The 19,056-nt window shown below is 45.0% G+C and carries 19 protein-coding genes; 13 read left to right on the forward strand and 6 right to left on the reverse strand.

Translation table 11 applies throughout. The features are described 5' to 3' along the window. The first annotated feature begins 3 nt into the window (after positions 1-3). From N2317_04415 to N2317_04440, 6 genes are read left to right on the forward strand one after another with little or no spacing between them, the layout of a single operon-like run. A complete protein-coding gene (locus tag N2317_04415) occupies positions 4-255 on the forward strand; it encodes a phosphopantetheine-binding protein (GenBank protein ID MCX7816740.1) in 252 nt (83 codons plus the stop codon). A gap of 6 nt (positions 256-261) precedes the next feature. Next, the gene (locus tag N2317_04420; GenBank protein MCX7816741.1) at positions 262-993 is read left to right on the forward strand and encodes a 1-acyl-sn-glycerol-3-phosphate acyltransferase; all 732 of its coding nucleotides are present in this window, start codon (positions 262-264) and stop codon (positions 991-993) included. Next, the gene (locus N2317_04425; GenBank protein ID MCX7816742.1) at positions 965-1,588 is read left to right on the forward strand and encodes a 4'-phosphopantetheinyl transferase superfamily protein; all 624 of its coding nucleotides are present in this window, start codon (positions 965-967) and stop codon (positions 1,586-1,588) included. Before N2317_04420 ends, N2317_04425 begins: the two co-directional genes overlap by 29 nt. Positions 1,589-1,645: 57 nt before the next feature. Further along, positions 1,646-3,154 carry an MBL fold metallo-hydrolase gene (locus N2317_04430; GenBank protein ID MCX7816743.1) on the forward strand — a complete coding sequence of 503 codons (1,509 nt, stop codon included), beginning with the start codon at positions 1,646-1,648 and terminating at the stop codon, positions 3,152-3,154. A 7-nt stretch (positions 3,155-3,161) separates the two neighbouring features. Next, a complete protein-coding gene (locus N2317_04435; GenBank protein ID MCX7816744.1) occupies positions 3,162-4,436 on the forward strand; it encodes a metallophosphoesterase in 1,275 nt (424 codons plus the stop codon). Between the two features lie 14 nt (positions 4,437-4,450). Beyond that, complete coding sequence (locus tag N2317_04440; protein MCX7816745.1) at positions 4,451-6,907, forward strand: PAS domain S-box protein; 2,457 nt, start codon at positions 4,451-4,453, stop codon at positions 6,905-6,907. 10 nt (positions 6,908-6,917) lie between these two features. Here N2317_04440 and N2317_04445 read toward each other — a convergent pair whose 3' ends face one another. The 4 genes from N2317_04445 to N2317_04460 form a co-directional block, all read right to left on the reverse strand. After that, a complete protein-coding gene (locus tag N2317_04445) occupies positions 6,918-7,388 on the reverse strand; it encodes a hypothetical protein (protein MCX7816746.1) in 471 nt (156 codons plus the stop codon). Positions 7,389-7,481: 93 nt separating this feature from the next. Then, positions 7,482-9,125, reverse strand: coding sequence for a chaperonin GroEL (groL, locus tag N2317_04450; GenBank protein MCX7816747.1), 1,644 nt, complete (start codon positions 9,123-9,125; stop codon positions 7,482-7,484). A 15-nt stretch (positions 9,126-9,140) separates the two neighbouring features. Beyond that, on the reverse strand, positions 9,141-9,431 hold the full coding sequence (gene groES, locus N2317_04455; protein MCX7816748.1) for a co-chaperone GroES: 291 nt from the start codon (positions 9,429-9,431) through the stop codon (positions 9,141-9,143). Between the two features lie 114 nt (positions 9,432-9,545). Further along, positions 9,546-10,157 carry a YkgJ family cysteine cluster protein gene (locus N2317_04460; GenBank protein ID MCX7816749.1) on the reverse strand — a complete coding sequence of 204 codons (612 nt, stop codon included), beginning with the start codon at positions 10,155-10,157 and terminating at the stop codon, positions 9,546-9,548. A gap of 284 nt (positions 10,158-10,441) precedes the next feature. Between N2317_04460 and N2317_04465 the strand changes: the two genes are divergently transcribed. Together N2317_04465 and N2317_04470 are read left to right on the forward strand one after the other, a co-directional pair. Continuing rightward, positions 10,442-10,657, forward strand: coding sequence for an acetyl-CoA carboxylase biotin carboxyl carrier protein subunit (locus tag N2317_04465; protein ID MCX7816750.1), 216 nt, complete (start codon positions 10,442-10,444; stop codon positions 10,655-10,657). 30 nt (positions 10,658-10,687) lie between these two features. Further along, positions 10,688-11,419 carry a TerC family protein gene (locus tag N2317_04470; protein ID MCX7816751.1) on the forward strand — a complete coding sequence of 244 codons (732 nt, stop codon included), beginning with the start codon at positions 10,688-10,690 and terminating at the stop codon, positions 11,417-11,419. Positions 11,420-11,423: 4 nt separating this feature from the next. Here N2317_04470 and N2317_04475 read toward each other — a convergent pair whose 3' ends face one another. Together N2317_04475 and N2317_04480 are read right to left on the reverse strand one after the other, a co-directional pair. Further along, positions 11,424-11,798, reverse strand: a complete 375-nt coding sequence (locus N2317_04475) for a metallopeptidase family protein (protein MCX7816752.1) — start codon at positions 11,796-11,798, stop codon at positions 11,424-11,426. Between the two features lie 14 nt (positions 11,799-11,812). Next, entirely contained in the window at positions 11,813-13,828 is a 2,016-nt protein-coding gene (locus N2317_04480; protein ID MCX7816753.1) for an acetate--CoA ligase family protein, read from the reverse strand. An 86-nt stretch (positions 13,829-13,914) separates the two neighbouring features. On the opposite strand from N2317_04480, the gene N2317_04485 reads away from it, so the two are divergent. The 5 genes from N2317_04485 to N2317_04505 are packed head-to-tail and all read left to right on the forward strand — an operon-like array spanning position 13,915 to position 19,014. Continuing rightward, positions 13,915-14,751 (forward strand): cytochrome c biogenesis protein ResB, encoded by an 837-nt coding sequence (locus N2317_04485; GenBank protein MCX7816754.1) that lies wholly within the window; start codon positions 13,915-13,917, stop codon positions 14,749-14,751. Continuing rightward, positions 14,748-15,575: a cytochrome c biogenesis protein CcsA gene (gene ccsA, locus N2317_04490; protein ID MCX7816755.1), complete on the forward strand. Its 828-nt coding sequence runs from the start codon at positions 14,748-14,750 to the stop codon at positions 15,573-15,575. Before N2317_04485 ends, ccsA begins: the two co-directional genes overlap by 4 nt. Positions 15,576-15,578: 3 nt before the next feature. After that, positions 15,579-16,460 (forward strand): tetratricopeptide repeat protein, encoded by an 882-nt coding sequence (locus tag N2317_04495; GenBank protein ID MCX7816756.1) that lies wholly within the window; start codon positions 15,579-15,581, stop codon positions 16,458-16,460. Beyond that, positions 16,457-17,503 (forward strand): DUF362 domain-containing protein, encoded by a 1,047-nt coding sequence (locus tag N2317_04500; GenBank protein ID MCX7816757.1) that lies wholly within the window; start codon positions 16,457-16,459, stop codon positions 17,501-17,503. Before N2317_04495 ends, N2317_04500 begins: the two co-directional genes overlap by 4 nt. A 26-nt stretch (positions 17,504-17,529) precedes the next feature. Further along, entirely contained in the window at positions 17,530-19,014 is a 1,485-nt protein-coding gene (locus tag N2317_04505) for a B12-binding domain-containing radical SAM protein (GenBank protein ID MCX7816758.1), read from the forward strand. The last annotated feature ends 42 nt before the right edge of the window (positions 19,015-19,056 follow it).

Below are 19,056 nucleotides of genomic sequence, written 5' to 3' on the forward strand. Positions count from 1 at the left end.
GTCATGGATGAGCGAGCTATTTTTGAAAAGATGATTGAAATTCTCAAGGTTTACACGAAGGATGTGGCTTTAGTGGAAAAAGCCACCATGGATACGCACATATTGGATGACCTTAAGGTAAATTCTGCTCGGCTTGTGGACATTATAATAAAGTGTGAGGACGTCTTCGGAATTACGATTGAGGATGACGAGGCTGATAAAATCAGAACTATCGGTGATGCCGTAAATCTAATCAAGCAAAAGGTCTCTGTCTGATCAAAAATGCTATCTCTGAAAATCCAGTATTGGGCTGGAAGGATAGCGGTTTTCTTTCTAGCGCCCCTATATATCATTGTGCTCAGGTTTTTCTTTAAATACAGGCTCCGCAACCTAAGCGAGGTGAGGCGTAAGTGGCGGATGCTTTTGGAGGAACATAGGGGACCGTGGATTGTCTGTGCCAATCATCTAACCCTTATCGATTCTCTCATTCTGACGTATGGTCTATATTCCCTCTGGGATCATATAGTGTATTACGATACCATTCCCTGGAACCTACCTGAAAAGAGGAACTTTCAGAAGAATTTGGCTTTGGTTATTTTCTGTTATCTCGCGAAGTGTATACCTGTTGAGCGAGGAGGGGATCGAGAAGGAATGAAGAAAACTGTAGAGAAGTGTAATACTCTCCTAACTATGGGGCAGAGTCTGCTCATATTCCCTGAGGGAAGGAGGTCCCGGAAAGGTAGGGTAGATGTAGAGAATTATGCTTATGGTGTGGGGCGTTTTGTGGCTGAGCATAGTAACTGTCGTGTGCTTCTGGCTTATCTTCGGGGAGATGGGCAGGAGACGTTCAGCGATTACCCAAAGCGGGGCGAAACGTTTATCATTATGCTTAAGCCTTTTGAAGTTCCCTCCATGGGTCTTCAGGGCTTAAGGGGTCACCGAGAAAGGGCAAAGAGCATTGTTGAGGAACTGGCGAAGATGGAAGATGAGTATTTTCGGGACTATAGGCAATGATATTGTGGATCTCACAGAAGTTGCCAATTTCGGAAAGAGCCGAAGCAAGCGATTTCTAGAACGAGTTTTCACCAAAGAAGAACAGAGACTTATAGAGGGAAGCGAGTGGCCGGACAGGATTCTCTGGCTCTTATGGGCAGCGAAGGAGGCCACCTATAAAGTGCTTGTAAAAATGGTTCCTGAAGTTACTTTTGTACCTCGAAACTACCCGATTGAACGTCTGCAGTTTGAAGGGTATGATGCAGGTTACTCGGATGTGCTAGGCTCTGTACATCATAATGGTATCCGCGTTCCCTTTCTAGGTGAGATGTCGGAATCTTTCGTTCACGTGTGTGCTATTTACCCGCATTTGTCCTTTCCTGTTTACCGGGAAATCTTCCCCTGTTCGGAACGTCACTCAGAGGAGATTAGAAAACGCCTCGCCCGTCGAATTGGAGAATTGTTTTCCATTGGGGAAGAAGAAGTACATGTGATCAGGGATAAAACAACACGCGGGTTGGGTCATCCCTATGTGGTCGTTGCCGGACATGTAGGGAAGGTTGATGTAAGTTTAAGCCATGATTATACATTTGCTGCTTATGCGATCTGTTATTGAACGAGTTTAAGTTTTAAGTGGATGATTTTCCCCTTCATTTGGGGTATATAAATCTCCGTGAAATTATTGATACTCAGAAAAGAAAAGCTAATTCTTTTCACCTTTTTTACAATCCATTCCTTTTTTGTTTTCCTTTTTGCAGGTTCTGTATGGGGTATTACTATAGACTTTCTGGGTGGTACAGGAGGGGTTAAAGGTTCATCTATCCTTCTAGACACGGGAAAGGAAAAGATCCTAATCGATTGCGGATCGGCTGTCGAAGGTAAGACGGTGAGAGGAAATTTTGATTTTGATCCTTCCTCTATAGATTATCTCTTCATCACGCATGCGCATAATGACCACATAGGGAGGATTCCAGAACTCATCGAAAGGGGTTTTAAAGGTAGGATCATAGGTACGAAGGCTACACGTGATCTTTTGACGATTGTTCTGAGACAGGATCATTCCCATTCCCCTGGACGTGTATACCACAGTAAACTGATCGAGACGATCCTCGCCAAATATGAACCTTATCCCTACAGGGAGACTGTTAGATTGAGGCCTGGTTTGATTTTTCGTCTTCACAATGCAGGACACATTCTGGGTTCCTCTGTGGTGGAGTTAGTTGTTGGTGAGGGTAAGGATCAACTCTCTTTTGTATTTTCGGGTGATCTAGGGAGTCGTGATCATCTCTTTCTCGGAGGGCCCGATTACATTGAGAGGGCTGATTACGTGATTGTGGAGGGAACGTATGGTCCTGTTAAAAAGATGAAGATCCCCCTGGAGAACCTGGGAAAGCGTATAGGGGAAACGCTCAAATCGGGAGGGAGCGTGCTCATTCCAGCCTTTGCGTTGGATCGAACGCAGCAGGTGCTTTTTGCTCTAAGGGAGTTCAAATGTAAGGGGTTTATCCCTAAGGATACACCGGTTTATGCTGATAGCAAAACGGCAAAGGAAATTACGGAGATCTATAGGAAATTTATAAATTACTTCGACCCCGAATACAGGAGATCTCTCTCCTGTGAGAGGGATCCTTTTTATTTCCGTGGGCTGAAATGGGTTTCCAAGGAGCGGGTTTTGAGTTACCATTCTGAGAAAAAACCAGCTATCTTCCTTACTTCGGGTGGGATACTGGAATATGGTAACGTTCTAGATCACCTCTCGGTTATGGCGGAAGATCCTAAGAATCTCCTAGTTATTGTGAATCATCAGCCGGCTGGCAGTTTAGGGGACAAACTGCTTAAAGGACAGCGTTCGGTCTGTATTCCCCGGTGGGATGCCACAGGAACATCTAAGGGTGATTGTCTTATGATGGATGTTCGCATGAGTGTTATGCCTTTCCAGGGGTTTGCGGGGCATGCGGACGGTTATGAGATTCTCGAATGGTTGTCACGGGTAAGGGGGATAAGAAAAGTCTTCGTGGTACACGGTGATTATCAGAATGTTCATGCGATGGCACGCACCATTAAGACAAAACTGGGGTTGGATGCAGTAGCTCCTCGAAAGGGAGAGATTTTTATTATAGACAAGAACATTCGATCGATACAAACCCGTTCAGGAAGGAACTTATGCGCCAGTTTTGGATAGGTAGCAGATGAATATCGTTGTGATTAGCGATCTTCATTTGAGTGAGGGATGGAAATCAAGTACAGGGCGGATCAGTCGGCTGGAGGATTTCTTCTTTGATGACGCATTTGAGCGTTTTCTCTGCTGGCTGAATTCTGAGGGTCGTCGTTTAGGCGTGCCGTGGCGGCTTGTCATAGCAGGGGATATGGTTGATTTTTTGCAGATTGTGGAAATTCCTACAGATATGGATTTGAAACTCCGTCCATCAGAACTGGAGTTTGGACTCGGTACTTCCTCTGACCGAACTGTGTGGAAACTCAATGTACTGATGAATGGGCATGATCGTTTTTTCCGGGCTCTTATCTCATTTCTCGCTGCAGGGAATCATTTAAGTGTTGTTGCTGGTAATCACGATATCGAATGGACAATGCCGGAGGTTAAGAGGGCGTTTTTGGAGTTTCTTGAAAACAAAGCCCGAAAAATGGGGTGTGATTTTCTGAGGTCAAACGTGACATTTCATACGTGGTTTTATTTTGAGAAAGGTACAGTCTGGATCGAACACGGACATCAGTACGATGCTCTGAATTCTTTTGACTTTCCATATTACCCATACATTCCTCAAACCAGGGAAATTCTCCTTCCGGCAGGTTCTTTCTTCGTTCGTTATCTCTTCAATACCGTGGAACAGATCAACCCCTTTGCGGATAATATTAAACCTATAGGGGAGTATCTTAGGCGCTATCTGTTTAGGTTGTTTCTGTCCCGAAATGTTTGGAAAGCCCTGAGGGCTTTTGTCAGGATTGTGGAGAAGATTCGTCCCCTCTCTGGCGAGGATAGAAAGAGACTCTCTGCTTTGAACTTCGAGGGAATGGTGGCTGATGCGTTGCAGTTTGATATTTCTCGATTGCAATTGGAAAGGTTGCGTAGTATGTGGGTACCTTCCAGCATATACAATGAAGGGGTTGTGGGAAACCTTGTTCGTTTCTTTAGGAGCGGAGGAGACGAAGAATATGCAGAAATTGCCGCAGTTATTGCGGATATTTTGGATGTGAAAGTTGTATGTTTCGGACATACACATAATGCCGATGTGAGAGTTCTGGATCGGAGGAGTTGCTATGTTAATACCGGTACCTGGTCTCGTGTCTTTTGTCACGATGAAACAGAGAAATTGATCCGTAGCGAACAGTGTTTTCCTTTTTTGAGTATTGTTCGCAATGACAGTGATCGTTGGGATGTAAGACTCATGAATTGGAGAGACGAGCTCGGTAGAGGGGAAGAGCTGAAACTTTTTGCTTTTTCTTAAAGGGGGGAACAAAAGTGCAGGACTATTCCGATGAATATAGACAACTTTACTACATTTTAGCGGAACGTTCCTTCGCGGGGATATACGTAGTCCAGGAAGGAAAATTTGTGTACCTAAACCCCAACGCCGCCCTTTATGTAGGTTATGTCCCTGAAGAGCTCATAGGTAGAGATTCTATATCGCTGGTACATCCGGATGATCGTGAAATGGCGAAGAACAATGCCCGGCGTATGCTCCGGGGAGAAAGCAGTGTTCCATACGAATTCAGAGTTATAACAAAGCAGGGACAGATTAGATGGATACAGGAGACCGTTACGCCAATCGCGTGGAACGGTAAGAGGGCTGTTCTTGGTAATGCCCTAGATGTGACGTTCAAGAAAGAGATGGATTTAGTCTTAAGGAAGAGTGAGTTGTACTTTCGCAGTCTCTTTGAAAATCTGAACGATGCGGCTTTTGTGATGGAAGAGGATCGTTTCATCCGCTGTAATCGTAAGGCTTTGGAACTGTTCCGCTGCAAACTGGAGGATATAATTGGAGAGACACCTTATGAACATTTCTCTCCATCTCATCAGCCTGATGGACGCCCTTCGCGTGAAGCAGCTCTGGAGTATATAAGGAGGGCTAAAGAGGGGGAGCCTCAGGTTTTCACCTGGGTGCATAGAAGACTGGACGGCGAGGATTTTGAGACAATTGTTAGCTTGAGTAGAATATTTGAGCCCGGTGGCGAAGTTCATTTGATCGCTATTGTTCATGATATCACGGAGCTCAAAAGAATAGAAGACGCCCTACGCGAAAGTGAGCTTCAGTTCAGGACTCTGGTAGAACAGACACCCGATTTTATATTCCGTGTGGATCGTCGTGGAATGTTTACTTACGCTAATCCCCGTTTTGAGGATCTTTTGGGTTACACGAGGGATGAGCTCTACGGAAAACCTTTCACGATCGTCGTTGCCCCGTATTGTATTGATACTGTGAGAGCTAACTTTAAAAGGGGTATTAGAGGAGAATTCATTCAACCGTACGAGGCTGATCTTCTGGCAAAGGATGGTACCGTTTATCCAGTTGAATTTATGACGACCACCTTGTGGGACGAAGAAAAAAGACCCATTGGTCGTTTTGGTATAGGTCGTCGTATTGAGGAGCGCCGTAAGGCAGAAAAACATACAAAAGATGCCTACGCTTTTTTGCGAAATGTCCTTGATTTCTCTCCGGATGCGACAGTTGTCCTGGACCGTGAGAAAAAGGTTGTTATTTGGAACCGAGCTATGGAAGAGCTTACGGGTGTTCCAGCTTCTCAAGTAGTTGGGACGGATGATTATTCATTGCCATTTTATGGCTACAAAAGACACATCGTTGCAGATTTGATCTTAGGGACTGGAGAGTCTGCCGATACAGATATTTTTCAATCACTTCGGCGGGAAGGGGAGACGGTAATTGCGGAGGTTGAGGTTGTTTTTCCTCAAACGCGGAAAAAAAGGGCCATCTGGATACAAGCTGCACCTTTGAGGGATGAGCAGGGAGCTTTAATGGGGGCTATAGAGACCATTAGGGACATAACGGAGATGCGTCAACGAGAGGAGGCCTTGCGGCTGAGCGAGGAACGTTACAGGAGTATTATTGAGAATATGGGGGATGGTTACTATGAGGTGGATCTGCGTGGTAATATCTTATACATGAACAGTGCCGCTATTCAAATCACAGGACGCAGGAGGGATGAGCTTATCGGTGCGAGTTTTCGTATACTTGCGTCTGAAGCTGATGCCCAGAGAATATACGAGGTTTTCAATGAGGTCTTCCGCACGGGAAGTACGTTAAAGAGAGTGGACTGGAAGATGATGCGTCCCGACGGTAAAGAACAGTACGTCCAGGTAACGGTAAGTTTGGTGAGGGATGTGGAAGGTCGGGTTACAGGTTTTCGGGGAATTATTCATGATGTGACAGAGCAACGTCTCTATGCCGAGAAGATCCAATGGATGGCTTATCATGATGTTCTGACAGGTTTACCGAATAGGGCTCTTTTCATGGATCGTTTGCGTCAAATGCTTGCCCATGTGAAGCGTGTTGAAGAGCGATTTGTTGTGATGTTAGTAGATCTAGATAATTTCAAGGAAGTGAATGATAGTTATGGTCACGATATAGGAGATGAACTGCTCAAGGAAATCTCGTTACAAATGAGGAGCAAACTCCGTGAAAGGGATACAGTTGCTCGCTTGGGTGGTGATGAGTTTATTTTGCTCTTTCCAGGGGTAAAGGACAAGAGAAGTGCCTGTAAAGTGGGGGATAAAGTCCTAAAAATTGTTAATAATAAATACAGGATAAGGGACGTTGAATTTAATGTTGCCGCCAGTGTGGGCATTGTTATGTCTCCTGATGATGGAAAAGATGCGGATGAGCTTGTGCGGAAAGCGGATCTAGCCATGTACAGAGCAAAGGCAAAGGGAGGCCGGCGCTATGAGTTTGCCTCTATGTGAGCTGATGTGTTTAGAACTCGATGTTGAGATGGACTTCCGTATCAAATAGATTGGTGAATGATTTTAACATTTCTGATGAGTTGTAATTTTTAATAATGTCCTCCAGAGACTTATCTCTTTTGTCGTTGCTCGTTTTTTCGATCATTTTGAACTGTGGTTGTCTCGTGGTATCCGTGCGGCCGAACTGAAGATTCACCTTTGGGCCCGCTTCTGATACTTGCCCCGATTCTTTTTTATTTACACCATATTCGGGAATTCCTACGAGGTGACTGCCGAACGATTCTCTATTACTCAAGTCCTTTTTAGTTTGGGGAGATATGGGAGAGACCATGGGTGTGCCCATTTTCAATTCCCATCGAACGGTGAAAGGAGGAGGAGAGAAGAGTTCCTGCTGATTCTCGTTGGCGAGGACCAGTGATATGCTGGTGGTCAAAAGTATTGTAAGAAGAATATTAAATTTTTTCTTTAGGGTGAGTGTCATTGTTGTGAATCGAGCAGGCAGAACAAATGTTACTTCGTTAAATGAAAAGAGGCGATCGGTATTCTAACCGATCGCCTCTGCTTTTCAAATTTTTTAGTACTCTAGGTCCTCCATTCCTCCTCCGGGCGGCATCCCTCCTGGCATACCTGGCTGAGTTTTGGGTTTGGGTTTTTCCGCTACCATGGCTTCAGTAGTCATGAGCAGGGATGCGACTGAGCAAGCGTTCTGCAGAGCTAGACGTGTGACCTTTGTAGGATCTATTATACCCGCCTCAAACATGCTTCTGAACTCCCCTCTTTCAGCATCGAAACCAAAATCATCTTTCCCCTCTTTGACTTTCTCCACAATGATAGATCCTTCGTATCCAGCGTTGGCGGCAATCTGACGCAGTGGTTCTTCAAGGGCTCTTCTTACGATGTTCAACCCGTGTTGTTCTTCATCGGGTAGTTGTACATCTTTAAGGGCTTCCAACGCCCGTATATAAGCAACTCCACCTCCGGGAACAACACCCTCTTCCACCGCTGCCTTGGTGGCGTTCAGGGCGTCTTCAACCCGTGCCTTCTTTTCTTTCATCTCTATTTCTGTAGCAGCTCCAACTTTTATGACAGCCACCCCACCCACTAGTTTGGCGAGCCGCTCCTGCAGTTTCTCGCGGTCGTAATCTGATTTGGTTTCCTCGATCTGGGCACGGATCTGCTTGACGCGAGCTGCAATGTCCTCGCTTTTGCCACCACCTTCTATGAGTGTTGTATTGTCCTTATCAATGATAATTTGTTTGCACGTACCTAGGTCGTTTATTGTGACATTTTCCAGTTTGATACCCATGTCCTCAGAGATAAACTTACCACCTGTGAGTATGGCAATATCCTCCAACATCCCCTTTCTTCTCTCGCCGAAGGCTGGTGCTTTAACTGCGGCACACTTAAGCGTGCCTCTTAATTTGTTTACAACGAGTGTCGCCAAAGCCTCACCCTCGACATCCTCAGCAACTATTAACAAGGGTTTGCCACTCCTCGCCACCTGTTCTAGTACAGGAAGGAGGTCCTTCATGGAGCTTATCTTTTTCTCATGGACAAGGACGTAGGCATCTTCTAGACGAACTTCCATCTTGTCAGGGTTTGTAATGAAGTATGGGGAAATGTAACCACGATCGAACTGCATTCCCTCTACAATTTCCAACGTCGTTTCCATTCCTTTTGCCTCTTCCACCGTGATTACCCCTTCTTTACCAACCTTATCCATCGCTTCGGCGATGATCTCACCTATACTGGTGTCATTATTGGCGGAGATGGCACCCACCTGAGTAATCTCCTTCTTGTCTTTCACAGGTTTAGAGATTTTTTTGAGCTCTTCCACCACAAGAGCTACTGCTTTATCAACACCCCGTTTCAATGCCATGGGATTCATACCAGCCGCTACCAGTTTGACCCCTTCTTTGAAAATTGCCTGTGCGAGGATTGTGGCTGTTGTTGTGCCATCACCGGCAAGATCAGAGGTGCGGGATGCTACTTCTTTGACCATCTGTGCGCCCATGTTTTCGAATTTGTCTTCCAGTTCTATTTCCTTGGCAACGGTAACGCCATCTTTGGTGATTGTCGGAGATCCCCATTTTTTCTCAATGACAACGTTCCGACCTTTTGGGCCTAAGGTCACTTTAACGGCGTTGGCTAGAGTATCAACGCCTTTCATTATCTTTTCTCTTCCAAGCACATTGTATTTTATTTCTTTTGCAGCCATTTTCCCATCCCCCTTTCATTTTTCGAGCACGCAGAGAATATCGTCTTCGCGCATCATGAGATGTTCCTCACCGTTAATCTTGACCTCTGTCCCGGCATATCGGCTGAAAAGTACCCGATCGCCAACCTTCACCTCCATGGGTATCCTTTTCCCTTCACGGTCCGTTTTTCCAGGACCAACCGCAACTATCTCACCTTCCTGCGGTTTTTCTTTGGCCGTGTCAGGAATGATGATCCCCCCTGGGGTTTTCTCTTCACTGCTTACGCGTTTGACAAGGACCTGGTCATGTAGTGGTTTAATTTTCATAGAGACTACCTCCTCAATAACAGGTAATTATTGACAATTTCCAAGCTTTGGGGATTTGCGAAAAGAAATCTAATCATGAAAGTCTGATTGTCAAGGGTGAGGGTGAGATTATTTTTATGTGCACACTGCCCGGGTTTTTGAATCGCTGTACTCTGAGGCAGTGCAGACTCTCTCCTCGTTCCACATCAAAAATTTAATTACCATTTCCCAGCAAGGATGGGCTTTTATAATTCTTTTCTTAAATTGTTTCCATCTCCACTCTGGTATGGGTCTCAAGGAAAGGTCAGGGCAGAAGCTGGCATCGTAGAAGACGACACCTTTTTCATTTTCTATTAGCATGTCCCGGACAGATACATGTTCAACGTATCCCGGACACTCCATATCTCCACCTTGAAACGAGAAAGGATAAAGCCAACAGACCCGGGGACGGAGTGGGTGTTCGTAAATGGCACAGAGGTTGTCGTGTCTCTGAAAGGGGCAGGGTTGGGGATGGGTGGTCAATTTGGAAAGGTATCGTTCTCGGTATGTTTTGAGGAGCTCATCTTCGTTTCTATGAAGATCCCTTGCTATGATGATAAGATGATTGTCAGGAATGTAGGGAGTATAGGTTTTACACCTCCTACCAGACTTACGACAAACAAAAGGTACGATCAGATCAAGATCGGGAAACTCGATCTTGGTAAAAAGCCCTCTTTTGGGGTCAATTTTAAATATGTCTCTTTCCATTGGTTGACCTTTATCCGGCTGGAGTTTCTAGGTAGCGGAGTGTTAGATTCTACTGGAGGAAAAAATTCCTACGGGGAAAATATGATTCGTATGACTAGCTTGTAGCACTTACGTAAAATATCGTTGTGTATTATATGCATTTATTTCGGTAAAGGCAACAGAAAATTGCTTATTATTCGTTGACAGGATAACTTTTTTTGGTGTAGTTTTTTTCCGATTTTATTCATTGTCCTAAGCATCTTAACTTTATGCTGTCACATTGAAACACTTGGGAGGTTAGGAAAATGGGTTATGAGTTGCTCTCTCCGATTCCCGGTAAAGTCATGAAGATAATGGTCAAAGAGGGTGAAATGACACGTGAAGACGAAGAAGTAATGAGCATAGAATCCATGAAAATGGAGAATCTAATATACTCACCCACTACGGGCCGTATAACCAAAATAGCCGTAAAAGTAGGTGATGAAGTTGAGGTTAACGATCTTCTCATGGTGATTGAGTGAATTGCTTATGGTTGAAAGGCGGGCAGCAATTTGATTGATCTTGGATTTCTGGGTAGTATCGAGTTAACGGGTGAGTTTCTTGTTGCTCTTCTAAGTATCACACTTATTGATTTAATTTTAGCAGGGGATAATGCTGTAGTTATTGCTATGGCAGTGCAGTGTCTGCCACCCGCCCAGCGAAAAAAGGGGATAGTTCTAGGTGCGGGTGCAGCAGTAGCACTGAGGGTAATTTTTGCTTTTGTAGCATCTCAGATGCTTCTTATCGAAGGTTTGAAACTTGCGGGTGGAATTGTAATCCTTTGGATTGGTTGGAAACTCCTTGTGGACAGTGCTAAGGAAAAAAATATCGAAGTCAAAACGGGTAAGACAGTTTTGCAGGCAGTATGGATTATTGTAATTGCTGATGTATCCATGTCACTGGACAACATTCTGGCTATTGCGGGTGCATCGCGGGGAAATTTCTTTTTGTTACTATTTGGGGTTGCCCTGAGTATACCGCTTGTCGTGGCGGGGAGTAGTATTCTGTCCCTTCTAATTGACCGTTATCCATTTATACTCTACCTTGGGGCTGCTGTTCTTGGTCGAGTAGGGGGGGAAATGATCATCACGGATCCATTTGTAGTATCATTCATGGGTCCATCAAAGTTTATAAAATACACTGTGGAAGTTATCTGTGCAATTGGGGTAATAGTTCTTGCTGTGCTCTGGATGAGGAGAGTTGATAAAGAGCCTCCACCACTTAGAATAAGAGGGAGTAACTGAGTTATTAACTGTAGCCAAGTTTATCTAGTTCATCATCAGTGAAACCAAGATGGTGGGCTATTTCATGAATGACAGTTTTTTTGATCTCTTCTTCAAGCGACGAGAGAGAGTCGCACATTCTTTCTAGGGGTTCCTGAAATATATATATCCGGTCGGGGAGACCGGGCAGTGAGAAGAAACTCTTTTCTTTAAGGGGTTGACCTACGTAGAGACCTAGAGGTACATTGTCTTTTCCTATGCCCAATTCTCTAAGTAGGTTTTTTGAAGGTCTTTTTTTAACCGTTACAATTACGTTGGTAAGCTTAGCTCTGATTTCTTCAGGGAGCTTTTCGATTGCCCTTTTCACTGCCCGGTCAAATTCGGAAACCCGAAATTTCATGTCGTTCCTCTGGTCTATCCTGTGTATATACGGTAATCCACAACGAGAGCGCCTTTTTCGTACAGAAGCACTGGGTTCAGGTCTATTTGATCGATTTCAGGGTGATGTCTTACGAGTTGGGATAGATTTTTCATTAGCGCTATTAGTGCTTTTATGTCCCTTGGTTTTTGACCTCGGAAACCTGAGAGGATGGGGTGTCCTTTGATGTTTTCGATCATGTGGCGAAACTCACTCTCTTTTGCAGGGAGCAAACAGAATTTAACATCTCGGTATATTTCCGTGAAGATACCCCCTAGACCAAACATTAGGGCATGGCCATACTGGGGATCCTTCACGACACCAACGATAACTTCCACTCCCCCTGGTTCGGCCATAGGAGAGATTGTGACGCCCGAAATGCGAGCGTGAGGGGCTTTACCTTTGACCTCTGATATCATCTCCTCGTAAGCCTTTTTAATCTCAGATGATTTTCCTAAGTTGAGTTTCACCCCTCCCACGTCTGTTTTGTGAGAAATATCAGGAGAGTCGATCTTCATTGCCACAGGACCTCCTATACCCCGAGCGATGTTTATCGCTTCAGTTGCTGTTTTTGCTTCATAAGCAGGAACAATGGGGATCTCATATTTTTTGAGTAAACCTGCAGTCTCCGTGTATGGTAGTAGCCTCAAACTTGAAGGACGTGTAACATGTTCTTCTCTTTTCTTTTTCTTTTCGTCGAAGCGGAAGAACTGATATAGGGCTTTGATAGCTCTCTCCGGTGTGGGAAAAACGGGAATACCCTTTTCATGCATTTTTTTTGATTCTTCTCGTTCCACATCGGCACCCCCACAGAAAACAATAAGTTCGTCCTTCCCTGTTACAATTTCAGAGGCACCATGAATGGGGTCTCCGAAGATAACCACGCTCGTATCATAATGACCTTTCGCTGCCTCGATGACTTTAGAATAGAGGGTTGGATCGGTTATTGCGTCGCCAGTCAGGTCAATTGGATTGGTAACACCACAGTGGGGTGGTAGGAAAGAGCGGAGCTGTTTTTTAAGGGCTGGGCTGGGTGGTGGGCTTTCAAACCCTAGTCTCTCACCCTCATCTATGGCCAGGATGGCAGCACCTCCAGAGCTGGAAATGCAGAGTAGCTTTCTACCTTTAGGTTTTTCCATGTAGGCCAGTGCTTTAGCGAAGTCGTACAGCTCTTCCAGAGTGTCTGCCCTATGTATTCTGTACTTCTCAAAGAGGGCAGTGTAGATTTCATCGTCACCGGCTAAGGATTTCGTATGGCTTTCCGCAGCTATCTTGCCCCTTGCTGTTCTTCCCGCTTTAAGAATGACGATGGGTTTTGTTGTTCTGGCGAGTGATTCTCTGAACTTCTCTGGTCTTTTCACACCCTCGATATAAAGGGCAATGACTTTTGTATTTGGATCCTCGTTGAAGTACTGGATGCAGTCCGTTTCGTCAATATCCGCCCTGTTTCCTAGACTTACAAAACAACTAACTCCCAGATGTTCTTCACTGGCCCAATCTATGAGTGCAGCGCCAACAGTTCCACTTTGAGATACGAAGGTCATTCTCCCCTTTGTGGTTATTAAAGGCCAAGATGCACAGAGGTTGTGGTGGGGATGGTTAACCCCCTGGCAGTTTGGACCGATAACACTTATCCCATACTTGTGGGCCAAATTCGCCAGATCTTCCTGGAGTTTTTCTCCTTCCGGTCCTGCTTCGGCGAACCCGCCTGTAATTACAATCGCAGCTTTTACTCCTGCCTTTCCGCAGTCCTCAATGGCCTGTGGCACCATTTTGGCGGGAATAACGATCACAGCCAATTCTGGTGGTTCGGGGGGCGAGGCAATATCTCTGTATACTTTCAGATCCAGTATTGTTTCCGCTTTAGGATTGATTGGATATATTGGTCCTTGAAAGCCTCCATGGATAATGTTGTAGAGGATGTCGTAGCCCAGTTTTCCTGGAGTTGCGGATGCTCCTATCAATGCCACACTCTTTGGTCTGAAGACCGCATCAAGATTCTTTCTCTCCATAACTTCCCCCTTGAATTAATATTTTTGGAAATGTAGGGATTATTAAACATATTTTTGGTTAAAATAATACAGGAAAGTTTTGGATTTTGGGGCTGAAGAATTATCTTCAAAGTAAACGAACGTATTTTAGATTTCTCCGCTCTTTTATACGTTGCTTTTACACCCCCGTTTCTATTCGAAGGGAAATCTCCTTTGAGCAGAATGAAGAGTGTATCAGTAAAGCTGTAGGAAATGTTCTTTTCTATAGGTACGGGAGCATCAAGGTGAACTCTACGGCTGCTTCTTACCATTTTGAAGTGCGCCGTGGGTTTGTTACAAGAGCAGGAAAGATTGTACTCCATTTGGGAGTTGTTTTTATCACAGTTGGAGTTCTCATAGGGACAATTGCTCGCTTGGATGGTCAGTTGTTTGTCGGGGAGGGTGAGAGGAGTAATGTGATATTTGTAGGAGAAAACACGTTTATCCTTCCCTTTAGTGTGAAGCTGGATCGTTTTCATGTTGCATATTACGAAAACGGTACCCCTAACGAGATCCTTTCAGAGATTTCGATTTCGAGGGAAGGTATAGTCGAAGAGGGTACTCTGAGTGTGAATCGACCCTATAAATTTGATGGGTTTTATCTCTTTCTGGTTTCCCATGGATCTCTAAGGGAAGGGAAAGGCACGCGATCTTACAATCAGATAAGGGTTGTTTATGATCCCGGTTTGCCGTTTCTCTTCGCAGGTGCTATTCTTCTTGTGCTGGGTATTTCTTTTACTTTTCTATTTTCTGGAATCCAAGTAAATGTAGATGTGGACCCCCTGAGCGGGGTCACTTTGGTTGTGTTTTCCGGTGTTACCCATGGTTTCAAAATCCCGCTGGAGAGGGAAATTGGGTATCTAATAGGTAAAGTTTCTCAAGAAGGTAGGAAAATTAAGGGATGATTGATGTTTTTTTTCTAAGGATCGCTGCAAGCTTGTATCTCATTTCTTTGCTACTTAGTGTTCTCTCTATTTTCTTCAGAGAAAAATATTCACTTGTAACTTCGTTTCGCATAGTTACATTTATTGGGCTCACTTTACACGTTCTTAGTTTTTCTGCCCGCGTATGGCAATCCTATGAACTTCATAAGGGTTATTTCCCCGTCGTAAGCATGTATGAGTCACTCACTTTTTTCTCAATGACAGTTATGTTTTACTATTTGTTTCAGAGGGATTTGGAGAGTGAAGAAACGGTAGGATTTTTTGTGACGTTGTTTGTTTTCTTGTTGGCCGGTTGTCTTGCATTCGCCTCCCTGTTTGACAAGGAAATGCGGCCTGTTTTACCCTCTTTAAAGGGCTTGTGGTTGCCTATACATGCGCTTACCTGTCTTATTGGATATGCGGGTTTTACTGTTGCCTTCATACTGGGAATTGTGTATTTAATGCGTAATATTTTTCGATTCAGGTCGTCCGTTGGTCTTGAGGACGTTGTTTTCTGTGCTTTAGATAGGTCAATTAACGTGGGTGTATTTTTCTTCACCGTGGGTTTTGTAGCGGGGGTAATCTGGGCCCATTATGCATGGGGTGCGTACTGGAGATGGGACCCTAAGGAAGTGGGATCACTTATCACCTTATTGGTGTACGTGGGGTATATCCATGTGGATGGTTTGGTAGGGTTGAGTATCCATACCAAAATTTTTGTTGTTGTTCTTGGTTTTTTGTGTGTAGTTTTTACGTACTTCGGTGTTAATTACCTATCGAGCGTTCACGTTTACCATGGGATGTGAGTGGTGTCGCAGCTAAAAATTGGACATTCAAAGCCATCACCGGAAGTTCCCGGACCTATTCATCCTCGCGGTCTTACCGTTCGTCTTTATCCTTTTTTAGTCATTGTTATCATTGGGCTTGTTTTATATGGAGCCCTGAAGTATGTCAAAAGCTCTCGTCCCTTTGTGATGGCGGAGGAGTTAATACGTGGCAGTAGTGAAGTGCGGTCACTCATAGGTGAAGTAAAGGATTGTACGCCGTGGTTGCCAGTGAGTGTCAGTGAGACGAAGAAGGGCATTGAAGTAGTTATGACAGTGCGGGTTGAGGGAAAAATGGGAAGTACTATTGTGAAATGCCGTTTTTTATATGCCGGCAAGAAATGGCGACTCCTAAGTGCTGAAATGCAAGAACCCCGAGGAACATTTCGACCTTTGAAGGTGGTGCGGGAAATACAAAGCGGCGGCAAGGAAGAACTGCTCAACGAAGCACATCGATTTTTCAGGGATGGTGATTTAGATGGTGCAATACATAGGTACAGTGAAATAATTGCCCTGGATCCGCAGTTTGAAGTAGCCTATTTCTGGCGGGCTGTGGCGTATGTGAAGAAGAACAGGTATGACGAGGCGGAAGGTGACTTCAGAGCTGTTGTGCAGTTGAATCCCAGGAATGTGAATGCTTATAACTGGCTTGGCTGGTTGTATGCGCAACGGCGTAACTATTCCCGTTGCGTGGAGGTTCTAAGTAAAGCAGTGGATCTTAAAAAGGATAACGGCTGGGCTTATTTTACCCGAAGTCGGTGTCACTATCTTAGTGGTGAGAGGGAAAAGGCGTTAAGAGATTCGGAGGAAGCCTGTACTCTGGGATATAAAAGGGCATGTGCAATGAGGGATAGGTTGGGAAGATGATTGTTAAAGAAGGAGGGTTTTTTTTCGTACCCACTTCACTTGACGAGAGAGAAGGACGGGAGGCTATTCGTAGGTTGCTTGAGAAGTTTGATATTCCCTTTAAAAAGGGGGACGCGGTTGGTATTAAAGTACACTGGGGAGAACGGGGAAACCAGAGCTACCTGCCTCCTTTTTTTGCGGCGGAAATTGTGGATTGGCTTAAATCGAGGGGTTTTTCATCTTTCATTTTCGATACGACCGTCCTCTATTCCGGAGGGAGGAGGGATGGGAGAGAGGCCTTAAAGACAGCCGCACAGCATGGTTACACAGAGGACTACCTGGGATGTCCCGTGATTATAGCCGATGGTTTCGATGGTAGAGACACTGTAGACATAACAGCTGGTTTCAAGCACTTCACCACGGTACAAATTGGGAATGTGCTGAATAGGGCGCAGGGGTTTGTCATATTTTCCCATTTCAAAGGACACATGGCAGCGGGTTTCGGAGGTGCGGTGAAGAACATCTCGATGGGTTTTGCCTCTAGAGCCCAGAAACAGAGGATGCATGCTGATGTTCATCCTGAACTAAACCGTTCTCAGTGTTCCCGTTGTGGCCTTTGCAGTCAGATATGTCCCGTGCAAGCCGTTCAAGGTGAGAAAGGTCAGTATCCCACATTCGATCGCGAAAGATGCATCGGTTGTGCCCAGTGTATCGGTTTGTGTCCGGAGGTGGCCCTTAAGATCTTTTGGGATACGGATAACCGGGTATTCCAAGAGAGACTTGTGGAAACAGCGGCAGCCGTCTGGAATGTTATAGGAGGAAGGACAATAGTCGTAAATGCCCTTTTGAAGATAACCACTGACTGTGATTGCCTACCGGGTAGGAATCCTGTAATTGCCCCTGATGCAGGTCTCGTAGGTGGCTATCATCCTGTGCGGGTAGATCGTGAATCCCTCAAGATTGTGGGTGAAAGTGTCATAGACAGAACTCACCCGGGTGTGAACTGGAGACGTCAGTTTGATTATGCAAAAGAAATAGGTTTCTGGGATCTTCAGGTGATATGAGAGAATTCAAAGTGGGAGAGAAGTGGATGGATAGGGTAAAGGTTCTTCTTGTCTACCCTGAGTACCCAAATACCTTCTGGAGTTTCCGGTATGCCCTGAATTTTATCTCCAAGAAGGCGAGTCATCCCCCCCTGGGGCTGTTAACGGTTGCCGCGCTTCTTCCTGAAGAGTGGGAAAAAAGGCTTATCGACATGAATGTGAGTCCTTTGAAGGAGGAAGATCTCCAGTGGGCGGATTATGTCTTTGTTGGTGCCATGTCGATTCAGGAACATTCCGGGCGCGACGTTTTACGTCGGGCGAAGGAGCTTGGTAAGATAACAGTGGCGGGAGGTCCTCTCTTCACTGTGCGTTATGATGAGTTTGAAGACGTGGATCACTTTGTGTTGAATGAAGCAGAGATCAACCTGCCTTTTTTTATTGAGGATCTTAGAGCGGGGAGAGCGAAGAAGATTTACAAGACCGATGATCTTGCCGATATAACGAGGACACCCGTTCCCAGATACGATATAGCTGAGATGCGCAAATATGCCTCCATGTGTATCCAATACTCCCGTGGCTGCCCATTTGATTGTGAGTTCTGTGAAATTACCTTTCTCTTTGGAAGGAGACCCCGCACGAAGGAAGGTCGCCAGATCATAAATGAATTGGAATTCCTCTACAAGCTGGGATGGAGGGGAAGTGTATTTTTTGTGGATGATAATTTTGTGGGAAACAGGAGAAAACTGAAAGAGGATCTTATGCCCCTTCTTATTGCCTGGCAGAAGAAAAAAAATTATCCATATACCTTTTACACGGAGGCTTCCATAAATGTTTCCGATGATGAGGAGCTCATGGATCTCATGGTTCAGGCAGGATTTAACGCGCTCTTCGTCGGTATTGAATCTCCTCATGTGGAAAGTCTTGAGGAATGTGGGAAGAATCCAAATGTGAGGAGGAACCTACTGGAGAGTGTGAAGAAGATTCAGACGGCAGGATTTGATGTTCAGGGGGGGTTCATTGTGGGTTTCGATAATGACCCCCCCAACATATTTGATAAAATTGTCGATTTTGTTATGCAGTCCAATATAGTAACAGCAATGGTGGGACTACTGAATGCACCTGAAGGGACGAGACTCTACAGGAGACTCAAGAATGAGGGAAGGATACTGAAGTTTATGACGGGAGATAATACAGATTTTTGCACGAATGTCATCCCTAAGATGGGATTGGAGACCCTGATTAAAGGGTACGAGAGAATTGTGAAAACCCTCTATATGCCGAAGATGTATTACAAGCGGGTGAAAGGTTTTTTGAAGGTTTTTGAACCACGGCAGAAGAGGATATTCCACATCAAATGGATGCACATTGAAGCCCTTGTGAAGTCTATGTTTGTACTCGGCTTAAAGGAAAAGGGAAGGTGGGAATACTGGAAGCTTTTCTTCTGGTCCTTGATTTTTAAGCCGAGGATTTTCCCGTTGTCCATAACTTTTGCTATCTATGGATACCACTTTCGCAAAGTCTTCGAGAGATGATGATGCGTGAGGGGGAATTTCCTGTATATGAGGGGAGGAAGT

The sequence above is a fragment of the Syntrophales bacterium genome, from assembly GCA_026417625.1.
Classification (GTDB): Bacteria; Desulfobacterota; Syntrophia; order Syntrophales; family UBA8958; genus JAOACW01.

Coding starts and splice junctions, on each gene's coding strand:
- N2317_04415 (MCX7816740.1), top strand. CDS start 4: ATGGATGAGCGAGCTATTTTTGAAAAGATGATTGAAATTCTCAAGGTT.
- N2317_04420 (MCX7816741.1), top strand. CDS start 262: ATGCTATCTCTGAAAATCCAGTATTGGGCTGGAAGGATAGCGGTTTTC.
- N2317_04425 (MCX7816742.1), top strand. CDS start 965: ATGAGTATTTTCGGGACTATAGGCAATGATATTGTGGATCTCACAGAA.
- N2317_04435 (MCX7816744.1), top strand. CDS start 3,162: ATGAATATCGTTGTGATTAGCGATCTTCATTTGAGTGAGGGATGGAAA.
- N2317_04445 (MCX7816746.1), bottom strand. CDS start 7,388: ATGACACTCACCCTAAAGAAAAAATTTAATATTCTTCTTACAATACTT.
- groL (MCX7816747.1), bottom strand. CDS start 9,125: ATGGCTGCAAAAGAAATAAAATACAATGTGCTTGGAAGAGAAAAGATA.
- groES (MCX7816748.1), bottom strand. CDS start 9,431: ATGAAAATTAAACCACTACATGACCAGGTCCTTGTCAAACGCGTAAGC.
- N2317_04460 (MCX7816749.1), bottom strand. CDS start 10,157: ATGGAAAGAGACATATTTAAAATTGACCCCAAAAGAGGGCTTTTTACC.
- N2317_04465 (MCX7816750.1), top strand. CDS start 10,442: ATGGGTTATGAGTTGCTCTCTCCGATTCCCGGTAAAGTCATGAAGATA.
- N2317_04475 (MCX7816752.1), bottom strand. CDS start 11,798: ATGAAATTTCGGGTTTCCGAATTTGACCGGGCAGTGAAAAGGGCAATC.
- N2317_04480 (MCX7816753.1), bottom strand. CDS start 13,828: ATGGAGAGAAAGAATCTTGATGCGGTCTTCAGACCAAAGAGTGTGGCA.
- ccsA (MCX7816755.1), top strand. CDS start 14,748: ATGATTGATGTTTTTTTTCTAAGGATCGCTGCAAGCTTGTATCTCATT.
- N2317_04500 (MCX7816757.1), top strand. CDS start 16,457: ATGATTGTTAAAGAAGGAGGGTTTTTTTTCGTACCCACTTCACTTGAC.
- N2317_04505 (MCX7816758.1), top strand. CDS start 17,530: ATGGATAGGGTAAAGGTTCTTCTTGTCTACCCTGAGTACCCAAATACC.